This is a genomic window from Rhizobium sp. X9 (assembly GCF_018873185.1).
Classification (GTDB): Bacteria; Pseudomonadota; Alphaproteobacteria; order Rhizobiales; family Rhizobiaceae; genus Agrobacterium; species Agrobacterium oryzihabitans.
On record NZ_CP071313.1, the window covers coordinates 193,079 to 210,847 of the forward strand.

Annotated in this window: 17 protein-coding genes and 2 pseudogenes; 6 read left to right on the forward strand and 13 right to left on the reverse strand. The window is 60.8% G+C overall.

All coding sequences use genetic code 11. From position 1 onward, the window contains the following. The first annotated feature begins 102 nt into the window (after positions 1 to 102). The 5 genes from JZY08_RS26765 (at position 103) to JZY08_RS26785 (ending at position 2,962) form a co-directional block, all read left to right on the forward strand. A complete protein-coding gene (locus JZY08_RS26765) occupies positions 103 to 978 on the forward strand; it encodes a helix-turn-helix domain-containing protein (protein WP_216333533.1) in 876 nt (291 codons plus the stop codon). Between the two features lie 243 nt (positions 979 to 1,221). Beyond that, positions 1,222 to 1,845 (forward strand): AAA family ATPase, encoded by a 624-nt coding sequence (locus tag JZY08_RS26770; RefSeq protein ID WP_030092365.1) that lies wholly within the window; start codon positions 1,222 to 1,224, stop codon positions 1,843 to 1,845. A 72-nt stretch (positions 1,846 to 1,917) separates the two neighbouring features. Further along, on the forward strand, positions 1,918 to 2,199 hold the full coding sequence (locus JZY08_RS26775; RefSeq protein ID WP_037506114.1) for a ribbon-helix-helix domain-containing protein: 282 nt from the start codon (positions 1,918 to 1,920) through the stop codon (positions 2,197 to 2,199). A 78-nt stretch (positions 2,200 to 2,277) separates the two neighbouring features. Beyond that, entirely contained in the window at positions 2,278 to 2,667 is a 390-nt protein-coding gene (locus tag JZY08_RS26780) for a type II toxin-antitoxin system RelE/ParE family toxin (RefSeq protein ID WP_019200205.1), read from the forward strand. Beyond that, positions 2,645 to 2,962, forward strand: a complete 318-nt coding sequence (locus tag JZY08_RS26785) for a DNA-binding transcriptional regulator (RefSeq protein WP_024899700.1) — start codon at positions 2,645 to 2,647, stop codon at positions 2,960 to 2,962. The genes JZY08_RS26780 and JZY08_RS26785 overlap by 23 nt, the downstream gene beginning before the upstream one ends. A gap of 226 nt (positions 2,963 to 3,188) precedes the next feature. Here JZY08_RS26785 and JZY08_RS26790 read toward each other — a convergent pair whose 3' ends face one another. From JZY08_RS26790 to JZY08_RS26805, 4 genes are read right to left on the reverse strand one after another with little or no spacing between them, the layout of a single operon-like run. Then, positions 3,189 to 3,578 (reverse strand): hypothetical protein, encoded by a 390-nt coding sequence (locus JZY08_RS26790; RefSeq protein ID WP_030092366.1) that lies wholly within the window; start codon positions 3,576 to 3,578, stop codon positions 3,189 to 3,191. 11 nt (positions 3,579 to 3,589) lie between these two features. After that, positions 3,590 to 5,254 (reverse strand): type IV secretory system conjugative DNA transfer family protein, encoded by a 1,665-nt coding sequence (locus JZY08_RS26795; RefSeq protein ID WP_216333534.1) that lies wholly within the window; start codon positions 5,252 to 5,254, stop codon positions 3,590 to 3,592. Further along, positions 5,251 to 5,556 (reverse strand): hypothetical protein, encoded by a 306-nt coding sequence (locus JZY08_RS26800; protein ID WP_030092368.1) that lies wholly within the window; start codon positions 5,554 to 5,556, stop codon positions 5,251 to 5,253. The genes JZY08_RS26795 and JZY08_RS26800 overlap by 4 nt, the downstream gene beginning before the upstream one ends. Before the next feature lie 13 nt (positions 5,557 to 5,569). Next, positions 5,570 to 6,346, reverse strand: coding sequence for an NYN domain-containing protein (locus JZY08_RS26805; RefSeq protein WP_030092369.1), 777 nt, complete (start codon positions 6,344 to 6,346; stop codon positions 5,570 to 5,572). A gap of 267 nt (positions 6,347 to 6,613) precedes the next feature. On the opposite strand from JZY08_RS26805, the pseudogene traA reads away from it, so the two are divergent. Then, positions 6,614 to 8,950: pseudogene (traA, locus tag JZY08_RS26810) on the forward strand (Ti-type conjugative transfer relaxase TraA); the annotation flags it as partial. A gap of 181 nt (positions 8,951 to 9,131) precedes the next feature. Here traA and JZY08_RS26815 read toward each other — a convergent pair. The 9 genes and pseudogenes from JZY08_RS26815 to tnpB all read right to left on the reverse strand — a co-directional run. Continuing rightward, positions 9,132 to 10,109 (reverse strand): ExeA family protein, encoded by a 978-nt coding sequence (locus JZY08_RS26815; protein ID WP_024710159.1) that lies wholly within the window; start codon positions 10,107 to 10,109, stop codon positions 9,132 to 9,134. Further along, the gene (locus JZY08_RS26820; RefSeq protein ID WP_003501095.1) at positions 10,109 to 11,761 is read right to left on the reverse strand and encodes an IS481 family transposase; all 1,653 of its coding nucleotides are present in this window, start codon (positions 11,759 to 11,761) and stop codon (positions 10,109 to 10,111) included. Before JZY08_RS26820 ends, JZY08_RS26815 begins: the two co-directional genes overlap by 1 nt. Beyond that, a complete protein-coding gene (locus JZY08_RS26825; protein WP_024710158.1) occupies positions 11,754 to 12,350 on the reverse strand; it encodes a recombinase family protein in 597 nt (198 codons plus the stop codon). Before JZY08_RS26825 ends, JZY08_RS26820 begins: the two co-directional genes overlap by 8 nt. Positions 12,351 to 12,695: 345 nt before the next feature. Beyond that, positions 12,696 to 13,616 carry a LysR family transcriptional regulator gene (locus JZY08_RS26830; RefSeq protein ID WP_003501100.1) on the reverse strand — a complete coding sequence of 307 codons (921 nt, stop codon included), beginning with the start codon at positions 13,614 to 13,616 and terminating at the stop codon, positions 12,696 to 12,698. Between the two features lie 12 nt (positions 13,617 to 13,628). Beyond that, on the reverse strand, positions 13,629 to 14,627 hold the full coding sequence (locus JZY08_RS26835; protein WP_003501101.1) for a phosphonate dehydrogenase: 999 nt from the start codon (positions 14,625 to 14,627) through the stop codon (positions 13,629 to 13,631). 13 nt (positions 14,628 to 14,640) lie between these two features. After that, a complete protein-coding gene (phnE, locus tag JZY08_RS26840) occupies positions 14,641 to 15,447 on the reverse strand; it encodes a phosphonate ABC transporter, permease protein PhnE (protein WP_006473411.1) in 807 nt (268 codons plus the stop codon). A gap of 70 nt (positions 15,448 to 15,517) precedes the next feature. Continuing rightward, positions 15,518 to 16,366: a phosphate/phosphite/phosphonate ABC transporter substrate-binding protein gene (gene phnD / locus JZY08_RS26845; protein WP_003501103.1), complete on the reverse strand. Its 849-nt coding sequence runs from the start codon at positions 16,364 to 16,366 to the stop codon at positions 15,518 to 15,520. Further along, positions 16,363 to 17,172 (reverse strand): phosphonate ABC transporter ATP-binding protein, encoded by an 810-nt coding sequence (phnC, locus tag JZY08_RS26850; protein ID WP_006473175.1) that lies wholly within the window; start codon positions 17,170 to 17,172, stop codon positions 16,363 to 16,365. Before phnC ends, phnD begins: the two co-directional genes overlap by 4 nt. 220 nt (positions 17,173 to 17,392) lie before the next feature. Next, positions 17,393 to 17,620, reverse strand: a pseudogene (gene tnpB / locus JZY08_RS27700) (IS66 family insertion sequence element accessory protein TnpB); the annotation flags it as partial. Positions 17,621 to 17,769: the final 149 nt, after the last annotated feature.

Consider the following 17,769-nt stretch of genomic DNA (forward strand, 5'->3'; position numbering starts at 1 on the left):
TACGCTACAGCACTCCAATCCGCAAGATTGATTCTTGCGGAAAGAGGGAAGTCGTGCCTGCCGTCCGCGCCGTCATGTCCTTCAAATGGAAGGATGACAGGCATGTTGAGGACGCAGATCGCGGCCGCGATCGGCTGCGCGCGCGTAAGCGCGCTTGATGAGATCATGCGGGAGGTATGGACGCGCTACAGCGCTGGCCAGCTCACCGAGGAAGACGCCGGGCAGCTCTCCACGCTCGCCCATGAGCGCCGCGAGGCGTGGCGGGGATCGGGACAGGCCGGGCTTGGCCTGGTCATGCCCCCGGCCGAGCGATGCCCGACGCCAGTTCGCCGGCATAGCCATATCCGGGGACGATCGGAGGGCCGCATATGGCGGCCGACGACGCGCAAGGACGTGCAGGCGATCTTGAAGGCGGCCGAAATCTACAACGAGGCCGGCTTGCACGAGAAGGGCGAGCGCAGCGGGCCGCTAGGATCGGTGGCGCTGGACGTGCTGCGGCTGTTCGTCAATCTCATCGACTTCCGCACCGGCCGGCTTGAGCCGTCAATCACCACGATCATGGATCGGCTAGGCCGGTCGCGTGATACGATCGTGCGGGCGCTGAAGAACCTGCGGGCGCATGGCTTCATTGACTGGCTGCGGCGCTATGAGCCGACCGGGAACGAAGGGCGCGGCCCACAGGTGCAGCAGGCCAGCAACGCTTATCGCCTGTCCCTGCCGGAGAAGGCCCGGCAGTTCCTTGGACGGTTCGGCAAGGCCCCTCCCCCGCCCGCCGATCATGGACAGGATCAGCGGGCTTGGAGCGAGGCAATCGACGCCTACAAGACCACCCTGCCCCTCGATGAGCGAACGCAGATCGACGCCGGCGATAGCCCGCTAGGACAGGCCCTTGTGCGCATGGCGAAAAGCTTCATGAAACGTGAGTCCGATAACCAGACTGAATCCCCATCTGATCTTTATCTAAGAGGGAAAACATAAGCGGTCGCCGCTGTTCGGGCCGCTTTCGCGGCCCTGCGGCGGTTCCGATCCGCGTATAAGGCGGATCGGGAGGCGGCACCCTCACAGCAAAACCGCCACGTTCGCGCCGGCGGCAACCGTCCTACGGGCTTTCGAGAGGGAGCGAGGGGCAAGGGCGGGGCTTAATATTTGCTGTATTGCCAGCAATAAGGCATTTAAGCAAAAATTCTTGCCGTCAATGCGGTTTGCTGCTATGCCAGCAATATGAAAACAATCGCCATAGTCAGCCAAAAAGGCGGGGCTGGAAAAACCACCCTCGCCTTGCACCTTGCTACGGCCGCCGAGGCGGCCGGGCTTCCCGCCGCTATCATCGACCTTGACCCCCAGGCAAGCGCCGCCGGATGGGGCGATAGCCGACAAGGTGAGGCCCCGGTTGTCGTCGCGCTTCCTCACACTCGTTTGCCGCAAGGCTTGCAGGCCGCGACCGATGGCGGGGCCGAGCTGGTCGTGATCGACACCGCGCCGCACTCGGAAGCGGCCGCAATGGCGGCAACGCGATCGTCCGACATGGTGTTGATCCCGTGCCGAGCCGGAATCCTCGATCTTCGCGCGATCGGAAGCACGGCCGAGCTGGTGAAACTCGCCCAAAAGCCGGCCTTTGTCGTTTTGAACGCCGTGCCGCCGCGTGCCACGCAGCTTCTGGCCGATGCGCGGGAAGCCGTTCAGGTTCACGGCTTGGAGGTTGCCCCCGTCGCCTTCCAGCAGCGGGCGGCTTTCGGACATGCGCTCACGGCCGGCAAAACCGCTCCGGAGTATGAGCCGGCCGGCAAAGCCAGCGAGGAAGTGTCCGAATTGCTGACCTGGCTTAGAGGCCAATTGCTGATTTGACGGCAAGCTGTATTGCCAGCAATAAGGCATAATGGTATTGCTGGCAAACTGGCAGTTTGATGGGATAAAACCATGTCGAAAAGACCGAGTTTAGCCGCGAGCATGAAGGCCGTGGGCGCGCAGACCACGCCGCCTGTTGCGCCTATCGCGGAATCCGCCCCCGCGCCGACCCCGGATCGTGCCGAGGGTAAGCGTTACCATGCCGCCACGCGGGCCGGAATGAAGCGGGTGACAGTCGTGGTCGAGCCGGAGGAACATCGCCGGGTTAAGCGGCTGTCAGCCGACACCGACCGCTCCATTGAAGACCTCATGCGCGAGGCGCTTGCTGACTTGCTGGCAAAACATAGTGCTTGATTGCCAGCAAAGCGGCGATGCGGTAAGGGCCTTGAAGTGTAACGCTATGTGTCATACATTCAGGGGCGAGGAAGTCGCGTGAGGGTTTTCAAAAACAGCCGTTTTCACAAGTTTGCCCGAAAGGAGAAAATCTCTGACGCGATGCTTTGTGAGGCTGTAGAGCGGGCTGAGCGCGGCCAGATCGACGCCGATCTAGGGGCCGGCCTTATCAAGCAACGAGTAGCGCGGCCCGGCGCTGGAAAGTCTGGCGGCTTCCGAACGCTGGTTTTCTTCCGCGCGGAGACGAGGGCGGTTTTCGCGTTCGGGTTTGCCAAGAGCGATATGGCGAACCTTGATGATGCGGAAGAAGCCTACTTGAAGAAGGCCGCAAAGCTGGTCTTGGGGTTTGCAGATGCGCAGATGGACGCGGAAGTTGCTGCGGGTCGAATGTTCGAGGTGAATTGCGATGAGCAAGACTTACAAGAGTGAAGCTCTGGCGGCCGTCCATGAGATGATGGAAGGCTTCTATGAGTCCGGCGCGATCGACAAGCAGACGATGCGCGAATTTGACGAGGGGTGTCTGACAACCGTTGAGCCGCTGACCCCCGAGGAAATCCGTTCTATTCGTGAGCGTGAGCGTATCTCGCAGCCTGTCTTTGCCCGCTATCTCAACGTGAGTAAGGGGCTGGTGTCAGATTGGGAACGTGGGGTGAAGAAGCCCGGCGGCCCGGCGCTGCGGCTGCTGACCGTTATTCAGAAAAGGGGCCTTGAGGCGATTGCCTGATTGCTGGCAAGTTGGCAAACAAGCAATTTGGCAAGTTGTCTGCCTGCATCCCGCCCCCGGCCGTCCCTACGGCCCTAGATGATGAGAGCGGGACGGCCGGGGGCTAGCGTCGCGGGTGTGGCCTGGTTGAGCGATGCCGGCGAGCAGCCGGCCCCGGCCCGGAGGGAACGCGCTCCCACATAGCGCCGAAGTGACCGGAGGGCCGCAAGAGAGAAGCCCCGGTGCGTCAGCGCCGGGACCGCTTTTCCCATCTGGCCGGCTCGGGCAGGGGGGCTTCGCGCTTTTCGCGCAGTAGGGCTTTCATTTCTTCCATCGAAATACCCGGTCGGGAATCATCGGCCGCCACCTGTATGCGGCGCTTGAGTAGTTCCCGGCGCAGATCGGCATGGGGTGCCAGCTCCTTATGCTCGCCCAGGATCACGAACACGGCTTCGGACGGATCAAGGAACGTGTCCTGTTCGATCAGATCGAGCAGCCACAGGGCCAGCGACGGCGGCAGATAGGCTTCAAACCGCAAGCCGCCCTTGGCGGCCTGGTCACGGAGCTGCTTGGCCTGTTCAACGGCATGGGCCTTGTCGGCGGGATCGGGCCATTCGGGCGCATCGGTGTCGGTCATGGTTTCATCCTTTATGCCTGGTCGAACAGCCCCCGGAATTCTGCATCGGCGTAATAGGCGAGCTTGCCGGCGACGATCGGCCGTTGCCCGGCGAGGAACAGCAATTCGACATGCTGCGGCAGGTTGCGGACCTCATCGGGGGTCAGCAGCGGCCGGGCCGTGTGTTGCTCGCCATAGGAGAGGCCGGATTTTTCGGAATCGAGCGCCCGGCTCATGATCTGGAACACCACGGTTTCCTGCCCGAGCAGATCGGAGACGAGGCGGGCGCTGTCGTGATCGTTGACACCGAACACCTGTAGGACGCCGGCGTTTGACAGGAAGGTTCCGGCGCGTTGCCCGTAGGTGGCGCGGAGCTGGTGAACGTCTTGCAGGATCGGCCAGAGCTGGACGCCATAGCCGGCCATGAGGCCCATTGCGCGCTCGACGGGGGCGAGGTGGCCGAGGGCGGCGAACTCATCCAGCAGGTAGAGGACCGGCACGGCCGGCTTGGCGGGGTCGCGCGCCATGTCGGTCAGGCTTTGCGCGACGAGCAGACGCAGCCAGCGGGAATAGGTGGCGAGGCGATCGGGCGGCAGGACGAGGAACACCGAGGCGTTGCGGCGCTTGAGATTGGCAAAGCGGAAATCGGATCGGCCGAGGACCGCGACCATGCGGGGGCTGTCGAGGAAATGGGTATGGCGCTGCGCGGCCGAGAGGACGCCGGCCGCTTCCCGGTCGGATTTGCCGAGGTGGCGGTTTGCGGCGCGGGCGATCAGGCCGCCGGCGGCCGTTGACGCCTGCATGTCCTTCAGGAGCGCCGCGAAGGCTTCAGGGGCGAGGGTGAGAGCTTCGCGCAGGGTAGCGAGGTTTCGCCTGTCGCGCGGCTCGCTGGCGGCAATATGGAGGATCAGGCCGGCAATGAGCGCCTTGGCTTCCTCGTTCCAATGCGCCTCGCCGGCCATGCCCGGTTCATCGAACACGAGGGCGTCGGCCAAGGTGCTTGCATCTTCCGCGACATCGAGGCCGGCCGGGTCGAGCTGGTCGAGAGGATTGAAGGCGGCCGAGGGCTGGCCGGTGACGCCGAAGGGGTCGAGGACGTGGACCGGGCCGAAGGTCTGGCGGGCGTGGCCGGCGATCTTGGCATTTTCGCCCTTGGGGTCGATGCAGATCACGGAGCGGTCGGCCGTGAGCAGGTTAGGGATGATGGTTCCCACCCCTTTGCCGGTGCGCGTCGGGGCCATCGTCAGCAGGTGGGCCGGGCCGTCATAGCGCAGGAGCTTTCCCGTTTTGCCGTCGCGGCCGATCAGCAGGCCGGAATCGGCGCGGGCAAGGGCGGCGGTTTCCTTGTCGGTGGCGAAGCGGGCCGAGCCGTGGGTTTCGCCGTCCATATCCCCGAAATGGATAATCAGCGGATTGGTGACTAGCCGGAAGGTGATCGCGGCCAGCACCAGCAGCGTGACGAGATCGAGCGCGATGAAGGGAACCGAGCCGGGGCCGAAGCCCATTTGTTCGAGGAAGAACCGGCCGCCGAAGCCGACCACGAACAGGGTTATGATGAGGATGAACAGAAGCCCGAGAAGCGGTTTCCAGATGCGGAAGGGCAGGGCGAGCAGGGATAGGAACGCCCATAGCGGATCACGCGCAGCCTGCCGCATCATGTTCTTGAACGCGGCCCAGGCTAACGTCGCCTGATTCATGAGGCGGCCCCCCCGGCGCTGTCTGTTGTCTCCCTGGCCGGCGCGTTGGCGATCAGATCGGCAAAGAGTTCCTTATCGCCAGGGCGCGTCAGGAAGTCGGGCAGCTCGCGCTTGAGCCATTCGCGGAGGCGTCGGGAAAATTCCTCATCCTTGCCGCTTTCGAGGCGATGCAGAACGAGCGCGCCGAGCAGCACCTTGCGGCGGGTATCGTTGGCGCGCTCCTGTTTGCCGAGCCGGGCCTTGAGCGTGGCGCGCTGCGCATCCAGCTCGGCCAACCGCTGTTCGATCGTCTTGCGCGCCATGTGTCGTTTCCTTCTATCTAGCGGGGCGAGGGGTTGGCCCGCCCTTGAGGCGAACCATGATAATTTTCGGATTTTCGCCAATGCGCTCGACCTCGACAATGCCCGACGCCTCGACCAGATCGGAGAGGCGGGGAAAGCCATAGTTACGGGCGTCGAAATCCGGCGATTGTTTCGCCAGGTGCGCGCCGACGCGGGCCAGATTGGCGCGGCCGTCTTCGTCGGCCGAGGCGGTGACAGCTTTCGCCAGCATGTCGAGGGCAGCGCGATCGAGTGCCGCTTTCGCCGGTGCAGGCTTGGCGGCGGCCGCTTTAGGCGCGGTGACGGCTTCCGCTTCCTTCTGTTCCCCGGCCGTGTTGAGCACGTCGAAATAGACGAACTTGTCGCAAGCGGTGATGAAGGGGCGGGGCGTCTTGCGCTCCCCGAACCCATAGACGATGACGCCTTGCTCACGGATGCGCGCGGCCAGGCGGGCAAAGTCGCTATCACTTGAGACGATGCAGAAACCGGAGAAGCGGCCGGTATAGAGCAAGTCCATCGCGTCGATAATCATCGCGCCGTCCGTTGCGTTCTTCCCGGTCGTATAGGCGAATTGCTGGACCGGCTGAATCGAGTGTTCCAGCAGGCACTCTTTCCAGCCGTTGAGGTTCGGCTTGGTCCAATCGCCATAGATGCGCTTGACGCTGGCGGTGCCATAGTTGGCGATCTCAGCCAGCAGCCCGGTTATGATTTTCGGGGTGGCATTATCGCCGTCGATCAGCAACGCAAGTGTTCCGGCGCTGTCTATTGCCATCGGTCTGCACTCCCATTTGAGCCGAAGTCTATCCGATGCAAGCAGCGTCACCAAACACGATTATGCGCTACCTTGAATTTTTGGCAGCTGTGCAGCACAATCAGGGCCTCAGTTCATCGCATCGACCTTGCCGCAAGCGCCACACCGAGCGACGAAAGAGCGTAGCGATTTAGTTGAGAAGGGCGCACTTACGAGTTGCTATGCAACTCAGCGCGCCGCCAGCTTGGAGGCTGGCGGGAAAGGCGGAAACTAGATCGAGGCAACGGGTTGGCGATCTACCATTTGAGCATGAAGCCAGTTTCGCGGGCGGGCGGCCGTAGCGCCGTCGCCTCAATGGCTTATCGTGCCGGGGAGAAGCTGACCAACGAACGCGACGGGATCACGCATGATTTCAGCCGCAAGCAGGGCGTTGAACATGCCGAGATCGTCTTGCCCGAAGGCGTTTCAGCCGATTGGGCGCGGGATCGGTCGGACTTGTGGAACGCCGCCGAGTTTGCCGAGAAGCGCAAGGATGCCCGCGTTGCGCGGGAGTTCGAGATTGCCTTGCCGCATGAGCTATCGGCCGAGCAGCGGCTAGAGGCGGCGCGGGAGATGGCGCAGGAGCTGGCCGACCGCTACGGCGCGGCCGTGGACTTCGCCATTCATGCGCCGCACGAGGCGAGCGACGTTCGCAATCACCATGCCCACATTCTTATGACCACGCGGCAGGTGACGGAGGACGGGCTAGGCGACAAGACCTATCTTGAGCGCGAAAACAAATGGCTGTTGGCGCACGACCTGCCGACGACAGATATGCAGCTCCGCGACCTTCGCCAGCGATGGGAGGGGATCGCCAACGAGCGGCTTGCGATGGCCGGGCTAGATATTCGCATCGACCATCGTTCGCATATGGAGCGCGGGCTAGAGATCGCGCCAACCGAACATATGGGCGTCCATGCCACGCAGATGGAGCGGCGCGGCCTCGACGTATCGCGGGCGCGGCTGGACGAGGAAGCGGCCCGGCGCAATGCCGAGTTGATCCGGGAGAAGCCCGAGCAGGTTCTAACCCTCATCACCGGGGAAAAGAGCGTGTTCGACCGGCACGACGTTGCGCGGGCGCTGCATCGCTACATCAACGACGATCCGCAGGAGTTTCAGAGCGCGTTCGCCAAGGTGATGGCCTCGCCGGCGCTGGTCGAGCTTCAGCCCGAGCGGGCCGACCCGGCAACGGGCGAGATCGAGCTTGCCCGCTATTCGACCCGCGAAATGGTCGAGATCGAATCCGGCATGATCGAGAGCGCGCAGCGGATGCACGGCGCGCATGGTCATGGCGTCGATCGCCGGCATGTCGAGCGCGCCATAGAGCGGCAGGACGCCGCCATTCAGCGCAGCGCCGGCGATGCTTCCGCCCGGTTGTCCGACGAGCAGCGCCGGGCGATCGAGCATATCACCGGGCCGGAGCGGATCGCGGCCGTTGTCGGCTATGCCGGCGCTGGCAAGTCCACCATGCTCGCGGCGGCGCGCGAGGCATGGGAGGCCGAGGGCTATCAGGTCCACGGTGCGGCCTTGTCGGGGAAGGCGGCCGAGGGCTTGGAGGAAAGTTCCGGCATCCAGAGCCGCACCCTCGCGTCATGGTCCCGCGGTTGGGAGAACGACCGCGGCACGATCGGCCGCGGCGACGTGTTCGTGATCGACGAGGCCGGCATGGTCGGGAGCCGCCAGCTCGCCCGCTTCGTTGGCGAGGCCGAGGCGCGCGGGGCGAAGATCGTCCTTGTAGGCGACCATGAGCAGCTACAGGCGATCGGGGCCGGCGCACCGTTCCGGGCGATCACGGAGGAAATCGGCCATGCCGAGCTGTCCGAGATACGCCGGCAGCGCGTGGACTGGCAGCGGGAGGCGTCGGTTGACTTCGCCACGCACCGGACGGCCGAGGGGCTGGCAGCCTATCGGGATCATGGCAATATCAGCTTTGCCGAGACGGGCGAGGACGCGCGCGGCCAGATCGTGCGGGATTATCTTGCCGACCGCGACGAGCGCCCGGACGGCACCCGCGTAGCGATGGCGCATCGCCGGGCCGATGTTCGGGCGATCAATGACGCGATCAGGACCGAGCTACAGGACCGGGGCGAGCTGGCGCAGGGCGAGGACGCCGGCGCGCTGACCTTCCAGACCAATGACGGAAAGCGGGAGTTCGCGCCCGGCGACCGCATCGTGTTCTTGGAGAACAACCGCGACCTTGGCGTGAAAAACGGGATGCTTGGCACGGTCGAGCATGTCGAGGAAGGCCGGATCATCGCCACGCTGGACGGCGGCCGGGAGCGTAGCGTTTCCGTGCCGATGGGCGACTATCAGGCGATCGACCACGGCTATGCGACGACGATTCACAAAAATCAGGGTGCGACGGTCGATCGGTCCTATGTGATGGCGTCGGGGACGATGGACCGGCATCTAACCTATGTCGCCATGACCCGGCATCGTGACGGGGTGCAGCTCTACGCCGCACAGGACGAGTTCACCAATGCCGGCCGGCTGGTCGAGCATGGGGCCGCCCCGTTCGAGCATGACGCGCAGAAATCCGGCAGCTATTTCGTGACGCTGGAAAACGACAAGGGCGAGCAGCGCACTCTATGTGTAGCGGCTTGCCAACATAAGCGCCTCTGCTCGCAAACATCGGCATTTTCTGCTCGAATTATCTGACAATGGAGCGGGCGTCGTGCTCACGCTCTTTGCCAATGTGCTCGCAAACATCCGGGTCTGCTTGCAAACATCCGCCACGTGCTCAGATTAATTGCCAGCGACGGCATGGTCAAACCGGGACGCCTGCCTGTCGTAGTTGCTCGGTCAGCTGACGGGAATATTCGGGATCAAGGGTGCCCGCCAGGAAGGCGCGGATATCCGACGGCCGAGCATTGAGGTGCGTGACCAGAGCCGTCGCATCGTAACCATTTCGGGTCAACGTCGGTTCGAGATCGTCGATGGCGCGGGACAGGACCTGCTCGACGATTTCGGCGGTAACCGGCTTGGCGCCGAGGCGAAAGCCCTGCTCGAATGCGAGGGTGAGATGCATCTCGATCTGAAGCGGCGTGCGCAAACGTTCGGCGATGAGGTCGATGGCTTCTTCCTCGAGGAGTTCGCCAACCTTTACGCCTTCGGCCGCACAGGCGCCAAGCAGCCAGGCAACATAGTCGCGGCGCGCGGAGCCGATCCCCTCGTAGTCAAAAATGGTCGTGCGGTAGCCAATCTCCTCCATTTGCGGCCGGCGCAGATCATTGCGCAACCGGGGATGCCCGACAAGAAGTACGGAAAGGAGCACGCCGGCGTCGGCGACCACCTCCATCAGTCGCTTCAGGCCGGTTAAGGTCTTGTGGTGCAGGTCATGGGCCTCGTCGACCACGAGGACGATCGGCCGTTTGCCTTTTTTCATGATGTCGCGCAGGTCGCGCTCCCGGCGCTCGGCCTGCTTGGGGATCTTGACCTGCGCACGATCGCCGGGAGACAAGTCGTAGAACAGGGCTTCAATGAGCGATGGCAGCGAAGTGCGCCGCTTGTCGACCGCCAGCGATTTGGCGAGTGCGACCTTGCCGGCTTTGGTGAGTTCGGCCTCGATGCGGCGCAAAAGGTGGGTTTTCCCCGAACCGACCAGGCCGGAGACCACGACAAGCCGACCGGTCTGGACGGCCGCACACACCTCGCGGATGATCGTGCGCTGATGCTCGGTCTCAAAGTTGCCGGCCCCTTGGAAAGGCCGGTCGAGGCCGTAACTGGATTGAACGTCAGCGAGCATCATTCTTCCTTTCTTCGCGCCTGGAAGCGTTCGCGGATACGGGCCGCGATCATCTTTTTGTCGAGTGTTTCTCCAAGCAGTTCATTGATGAAGGCGCGGTCACCGGCATTCATCGCGCCGATCGGCCGGCCGAGCTGGTCGGCGATGGCCCCACGGGCTGCGAGGCCATTTGGATAAGCGGTCTCTATTGCGGGTTCCGGAAACGGTGTCCGCCGTACACTCAGCCCAGCCGTGGTCGGGGGCAGCGAAGGCAATGGACGATCCCCGCCGGTGACCGCGGCGCGGGGGAGCCCAAGTTGGTCTGCCAGGCGCACCACCTTGTCGAGCCGCTCTTCGAGCTTGCTCTTCTGGTATTTGCGATAGCGAAAGAGGGGAACCGCCCCGCGCGAAGGTTGGAATGGACCGAAGCGCTTGCCCTCATGCTCGACGAACAGTTCCTGATCGAACAGGCCCCAGAGCAAGGTCACCGTTTCGCCGGCAAGTTCGGGCTCGACCTCATAGGATGCGCCTTCGACCGATACGGTCGCGTCTCCAGCAACCGTCCGTCGTTCCGGTTCGCGCGCAAAGGCGCAGAACCGCTCCCAGGAGCACATCGCCCGCACCCCGTCAGGAGGAAGATGCCGCAGCCAATCCTCGATGCGTGCATGAGACTCTGTGCGATGGTCGCCGTTATTGTAGGTGACCAAGGCGCGCCTGAGCCAAAGGTTGGCTTCCTCTTCGTCCTTCGGCTTGTGGAAATGATAGAGGGTCTCGTGCACTTCCTTGATCGTGCGAAACGGCCGCTCGACCTTGCCTTTCGCTCGCGCCGGCGTGCGCCGCTCGCTGTCCGACGGGGGCATATGCGTGAGAACCCGGACACCAAGGCTACCCATGACGGACTGGAAAACGCGCGAGCGGCTCACCGGCCCGTTATCCATATGGATGGTCGTTGGAATCCCCTGAAGCGGCAGTTCCGGTTCAGGCTTGGCGGCGAAGGCATTGTAGAGAAAGCGCAAGGCGGACTCCGCGTCCTCGCCGTAGACGGAGCGGTATTCCTGATAGCTCGCGCCGGAGCGATCATCGACCACGGAGAACAGCATCAGCGTCGGCCGGCCGCGCCCTTCCTCGACCCAAAGCGGCGCTTCCACCTGCTTCAGGTCGGACGGGCTCATGTCGAAGTGCCAGAGTTCGTTGGAACGCCGCGCCTGGAATCGGACGGCAGCCACCGGGCGGGTGACGCGCGCATAATCCAGGCCGGAAACACGCAGCAGCCGATCGACCGTTGCGCGTTTCAAGATGCCGGGCGGTGCACGGACCAGGCCATCGGGCGTCACCACGCCGTCTTCCTCAAGCAGCTTGATGGCGCGCGCCGTGGAGATATGCCGCCCCTTCCGGTTCGCCGTTCTGATCTTCAGGGCCGCGATGATTTCGGCATAGGTTTCCATCTCCGGCTGCGGGGCGATCCGGGAGGTTCCGTGATCGGCGCGCCGTACGGATTTCGGGCGGTTCAACTCCCGCAGCGCCCGATACAGGGTCCAGATCGAGATGCCGTAGGCATCGGCGGCACGAGCAACAATCTCGGTACGGCCTGGATCACGGGGAGAAAGCAGCGACAATCGGCGTCGAAGATCGACAAGAGCCTCTCCGGGCGGCCGCTTTCTCCGCTCAGCCATGGACGTCCTCGGATTCCACTGTTTTGGGAGAGCCACCCTTCTTGCCGATATGACGATAGAGGGTTGCAACAGAAACCCCCATGCGCTGCGCAATATTGCGTACCGGTATGCTGCCTTCCTTCATCAGGGCGCGCGCCGCGGCAATATCGCCCGGGCGCATCGCGGGCGGGCGGCCACCCTTGCGGCCACGTTGCCGCGCCTCGACCAGTCCAGCCGTCGTGCGTTCGCGGATCAGAGCACGTTCGAACTGGGCGATCGCACCGAAGACATGGAAGGTCAGCATGCCGCCCGGCGTCGTCGTATCAATGCTCTCGGTCAAGGACACGAGCCCGATCTTCGCGCGCTCCAACTCTTCCGCCGTCGCGATGAGCTTCTTTAGCGATCGCGCCAACCGATCGAGTTTCCAGACAACGAGCGTGTCACCAGTGCGAAGCACGTCGGAGAGAATTCGGCCCAATTCCGGGCGGTCATCGCGAGCGCCTGACCCGCGCTCGGTAAACACCTTCTCGCAACCGGCGCGTCTCAGCGCCTCAAGCTGAAGCTCCGGATTTTGATCGATCGTGCTGACCCTGGCGTACCCGACCCGCATAGCCATCCAAATGTTCTTGAAAGTCGTTGGACACATAGCATTTTGCGACAACCGTTTCTATAACAGTTTTGAGAAGATTCCATCGCGCCATTCAAGGGGCGTGACGGCATGCGCTATGGCATGCTCAAAAACCCTCGTTTATGACAAACGATCCATGGAAACCAACTATGTGTCTGACGGCCGAATATTCGCGACATGGAGCAGGGAACCTTACGCATCGAAAATCGGGCGGTCCCCGATCTTGTCCCCTTGTATGGGATACTCCGGGAATTGAGGCGGCGATACCAAAGGATGCGGTCGGCCAGGCCGTTACCATGTTCGAGCCGCAGGAATGCGCCAACTACTTCAAATCTTGCGGATATGACCCCGAGTAATGTGGACGTGCTCTAGGTCACCCAGAGGGGCGCTCGCATCGAGTATAACCTTAAGCGCGATTGCTTCCGGTGAACCATCCTCCATATGTACGGGATGTACAGCCCACACAGACTTTTCGAGAACCACATTCTCAACAGAAACCTCATAAAGCCTACCCGACGCGAGCTCATCGAGGACAGTGCTCCTCATCACGATCGAAATGCCGAGACCAGCTCGAACTGCATGCTTCACAGCCTCAGTGCTCCCGACATTGAATGAGATTGGGAATTGCTCTGCCGCTTGGCCGAAGGCCTCGCGGAGCACGGATCCGGTACCGGTTCCACGTTCTCCGCCAATGAGGGACTCTTGAAATAACTCTGCCGCTTCAATTGTTTTTCGCGTCCTCCAATTATGCTGTGGGGATACGATTATTACCAGCTTTTCCTTCCGCCAAAGGCGGGCTTGATATCCTTTTCGATCGTCCCACCATTCGGTAAAGGCTAGATCAATCTCCTTCCTCAAGAGCTTTTCGATGATTTCAGGATTTGAGGCAACGGCCACCTCAGGTGGCCGGCCTTGAGCATCCTGTAAACGCTTCAAGTGGACTGGCAAAATATAGGTACCGATGTTAGTACTGGCACCCAACGTAATCCGGCCGCTGTGCAGGCGGTCCAGAGATCTCTTCGTGACGGTCAAAAGGCTGCGTGCGAATGGCAAGAATACGAGCCCTTGCCGAGTCGGCACACACTTGTCCTTCCTCCTCTCGACCAGCCGCACCCCTAGTATATCCTCCAATCGTTTCACATTATGTGAGACAGTCGGTTGGGATATCTGAAGCCGTCGCGACGCCTCGTGAAAGCTGCCAGTTTCGATTACCTCTATGAATGCTGCGACATGCGAAAGGCTAAACATTACTTTCTCTAATCAAGGAATTAGTTGAACCTCGTTAATTGCCGCACGAGGTCTTCGGCCTTGGACAAAATCTATAATGTTGTCAGCAGCCTCGTGCTCGATAGCCAAACGCGACTTCGCCACTGCTGAGCCTATGTGGGGTGTCAAGATCGAATCATGTTCGCGATTGAGGAGACCCCCGTGGACCTTGTCAGGCCGGTCGGGTCTGGCCCAGTCCTCCATCTCATAAACATCAGCGGCGTAGCCTCCCAAGCGCCCCGCCTGCAATGCAGCGACAACAGCCTCTTCATCAACCACGCTTCCGCGTGCAGGATTGATAAGAAGTGCTCCTTTGGGCATTTTGGCGAGTTGTTCAGCGCCGAGGAGATGCTTCGTTTCGGCCGAAAGCGGGAGTGCACACACAAGAAAGGTAGACGACGAGATCAACTGGTCAAATTCAAGAGGCTTTACGTTCAGTCTGATCTCATCGGCTTTGTCCAGGGATTGACGATCCCAGTACGACACAATGGCGCCGAAGGTACTTAGGCGCTGTGCTATAGCTTTTCCGATCGCTCCCATCCCTAAAATGCCGATTGCTGTGCCCTGCAGCCCAAGGCCGTAAAACCGAGGGCGCCAACCTTTGTAATCCCTCCTGACGCTCTTGTCGCCTGGCAGAATGTGCCGCCCAAGAGCAATCATCAGACCGATTGTAAGTTCGGCTGTCGGGTCAGTGAGAAGATCGGACACTATCGTGACGTGGACTCCACGCTGCGTGCAGGCTTCGATGTCGAAGTTATCGAAGCCTTTCAGCGCACATGCCACAAGTTGAAGATCGGGAGCGTGCGCGAGTACAGACGCGTCGATCATGTCCGGCATGAACGCCATCATCGCCTTGGCGTCGCTCAATTCTGCGAGCAGTTTCTCGCGGGGCCATGTATCATCAGTATCGTTGCAAACTAAACGAGCGTGGGGAGATAGCTTTGAGATAATCTCCTCGTGGACGCGATGGGTGATTACTACCTTTGGGAGCATTTAATTTATCCTTCTATTGCAGCTGGCGGCGGAGGAGAGCGCCGACCTGGTCAACGATGGTGACCATCAGAAGGACAACGAGCATGATCGCAAGAACCTCCTGATAATTCATGATCCGGAGGGATGTCATCAACTCGAAACCGATACCACCAGCTCCCACAGTGCCCAGGATTGTCGAGGCGCGGAAGTTGTACTCCCACCGATAGATGGTCACATCGGCCAATTGCGGTAGAACTTGTGGCAAGATCGCCCGCGTCACGATCTGGAACGGCGACGCACCAGCTGCGCGTGCGGCTTCTATAGGCGCATTATCGCAATGCTCGATCGCCTCCGCAAAGAACTTGCCCACCATGCCAACCGAGTGAAGACCAAGAGCCAGCACGCCTGGGAGCGCTCCAAATCCCACTGCCGCCACGAAGACGATGCCCATAATCAGCTCCGGGATCGACCGTAGACCATTCAACAATCCACGCGAGATCATATAGATGACAGCGTTGGGTGCTGTTTTCCCTGAGGCGAAAAAGCCAACTGGAAGTGATATCAGTACCGCGATCGCAGTCCCAGCTATACTCATCGCCAGAGTGTCGATGAGAGGGCTGATCCACTCCAAGCCTCGGTTGAAATCCGGGGGAAACATTTCCGTACCGAGCTGCCAGAGCGCAGGAAACCCAGATCCCAGACGCTCCAGATCAAGAAGACCGGAGTGATAACTGCTAACAATGATCACACACGCAATTGCCAACGCGATCACGCCAGCTCTGGTCCAAGCTTTGTTTTGATGTTGAAGGATAGAGTCGTAGTCGGCCGACGGCTGTGTCATCACATATCCTGGAAGAAAGGACGCAGGCCAGCGCCTGCGTCGAAAGGTGAGAAACTGTCTCGAACGCGCCTTACTGACTCAGGTCCAAGTTCAGCACTTTACCGAGCTCACGGACGACGTCGTAGGCTTTGTCATCGATCGGAGCGAACCCATCGGCTTTGAAGGATGCCAATACCTTTTCGTCTTTAAGGTCGATGAAGGCTTTGGTGATCGCCTCTTTCAACGAAGTGTCAAGATCCGACCGCATGGTCCAGGGGTACTGCGGGAACGGATCGGACTCGGCGAGGGCGATAACTTTCTTAGGATCAATGGTGCCACGAGCGACCATTGAATTGTAGATGGGCAACGAAAGTCCGCCAATCTGAGCATTGCCATTCTGCACTGCAATAGCCACGGCATCATGCGACCCTACGAAGTTCTCGCTATAGTCTTTTCCAGCCTCAACTCCGGCCTTAAGCAGCATAGATTTCGGGATAAGGTGGCTTGAGGTGGAAGCCACGTCCCCAAACGCGACCTTTTTCCCTTTTGCATCTTCAAGGCTTTCGATGCCAGCCTCTGCATTGGCGACAACTACAGCGCGATAGGTGGTTTCGCCATCCTTCATAAGTGCTGCGAAAGGCTCGATATCAGCCTTGGTTTTCGCGAGCGTGTAAGAGAGCGGCCCGAAATAAGCCAACTCAAGCCGGCCGAAACGCATCGCTTCGATCATTGACGAGTAGTCGGTCGTTACGATCAGTTCAATCTCCCGACCGAGTGTCTTCTCAAGATACTCCTCGAGAGGACGATTGTTTTTGATGACAGTGGCGGCGTTCTCGTCCGGTAGCAACGCGACGCGCAATGTCTCTGGATTTGAGCCAGCATGCGCCAACGAACTCCAGCCAAGAACGGCGAGGAATGCGAGGGACAGAAGCTTCTTCATAATGCGGCCTCCATGGCAGCTAAAGGTTGATCATACTCGTAGTTGGACAAATCTTGTGTTGTGGTCGGATTTCTTGGGGCGCTGCGGTAGATCGACGCACACATTTGATCGGTCAGTTCGTCGACAGCGGCGTCCGCAACCACTTCCCCGTCGCGCATAGCAATGACCCGGTCGCCGAACCGGCGAGCTAGATCGATCTGATGAAGGCTGATCACAGCAGTGATGCCGTCGGCTGTGCATATTTCGCGAAGCTGCGACAGGACCTCGACAGCCGTTTCAGGGTCCAGACTTGCAACGGGCTCATCTGCAAGGACCAGTTGGGGCTTCTGGACCAGCGCGCGCGCAATGCCCACCCGTTGCTGCTGACCGCCGGATAGTTGATCCGCCCTGACGAGAGCCTTATCAAGAAGGCCTACGCGTTCAAGGCATTCCAACCCCAGCCTTCGATCCGAACGCGGCATAGGGAACAACGTACGCCAGCCAGAGTGGTAGCCCAGGCGGCCCGTCATGACGTTGTCGAGCGCGCTCAAGCGCCCTATGAGTTGGTGCTGCTGGAATATCATCCCAGTTCGCCTTCGGTGAATGCGAAGCTTAGTTTCCGCATCCAGAGCACCAATATCGTTAGAAGTGATCGAACCAGACGTCGGCGCAACCAAGCCGTTGAGTGTCCGGATGAGGGTAGATTTGCCTGCGCCGGATCTACCGAGGAGCACGACGAACTGACCCTGGTTGAACGTCAATGTCGTTGTCTTCAAAGCTTGGGTGCCGTTGGCATAGGTCACGGCAACTCCGTTCAGAGCCAGCATCACAATAATCCTGATCGTTAGTGGTGCATCGATTGAATATTTGCATCACTATGGGCGACATATGACGTCCGTTTATCAGGCTCGTGAAACTTCAATGACAGCACTTAAACTCAGCTCTACCTCCTCGCGTAGCTGCGATGGAGAAATTTCACCCAGAGCCGCCTGATCATGACGGCCCGGTCCCAATTCTACACCACCTTGACGGATGCTATCCCATATTCGGCCAGATAAACCGGCCCTTCTCCAGCCGCCGGGTAAAAAGGCAGGCGCCCAGACCATCATGCCAGATGATCTTCAAAATATCCGATCTGCGGCCCCTGAAGACGAAGAGATGCCCTGACAACGGATCATGCTGCAGAACCTCCTGCACCCGAAGCGCCAAGGAGGGAAAGCCACAGCGCATGTCCGTATATCCGCGCCTTCCTGGCGGGCACCCTTGATCCCGAATATTCCCGTCAGCTGACCGAGCAACTACGACAGGCAGGCGTCCCGGTTTGACCATGCCGTCGCTGGCAATTAATCTGAGCACGTGGCGGATGTTTGCAAGCAGACCCGGATGTTTGCGAGCACATTGGCAAAGAGCGTGAGCACGACGCC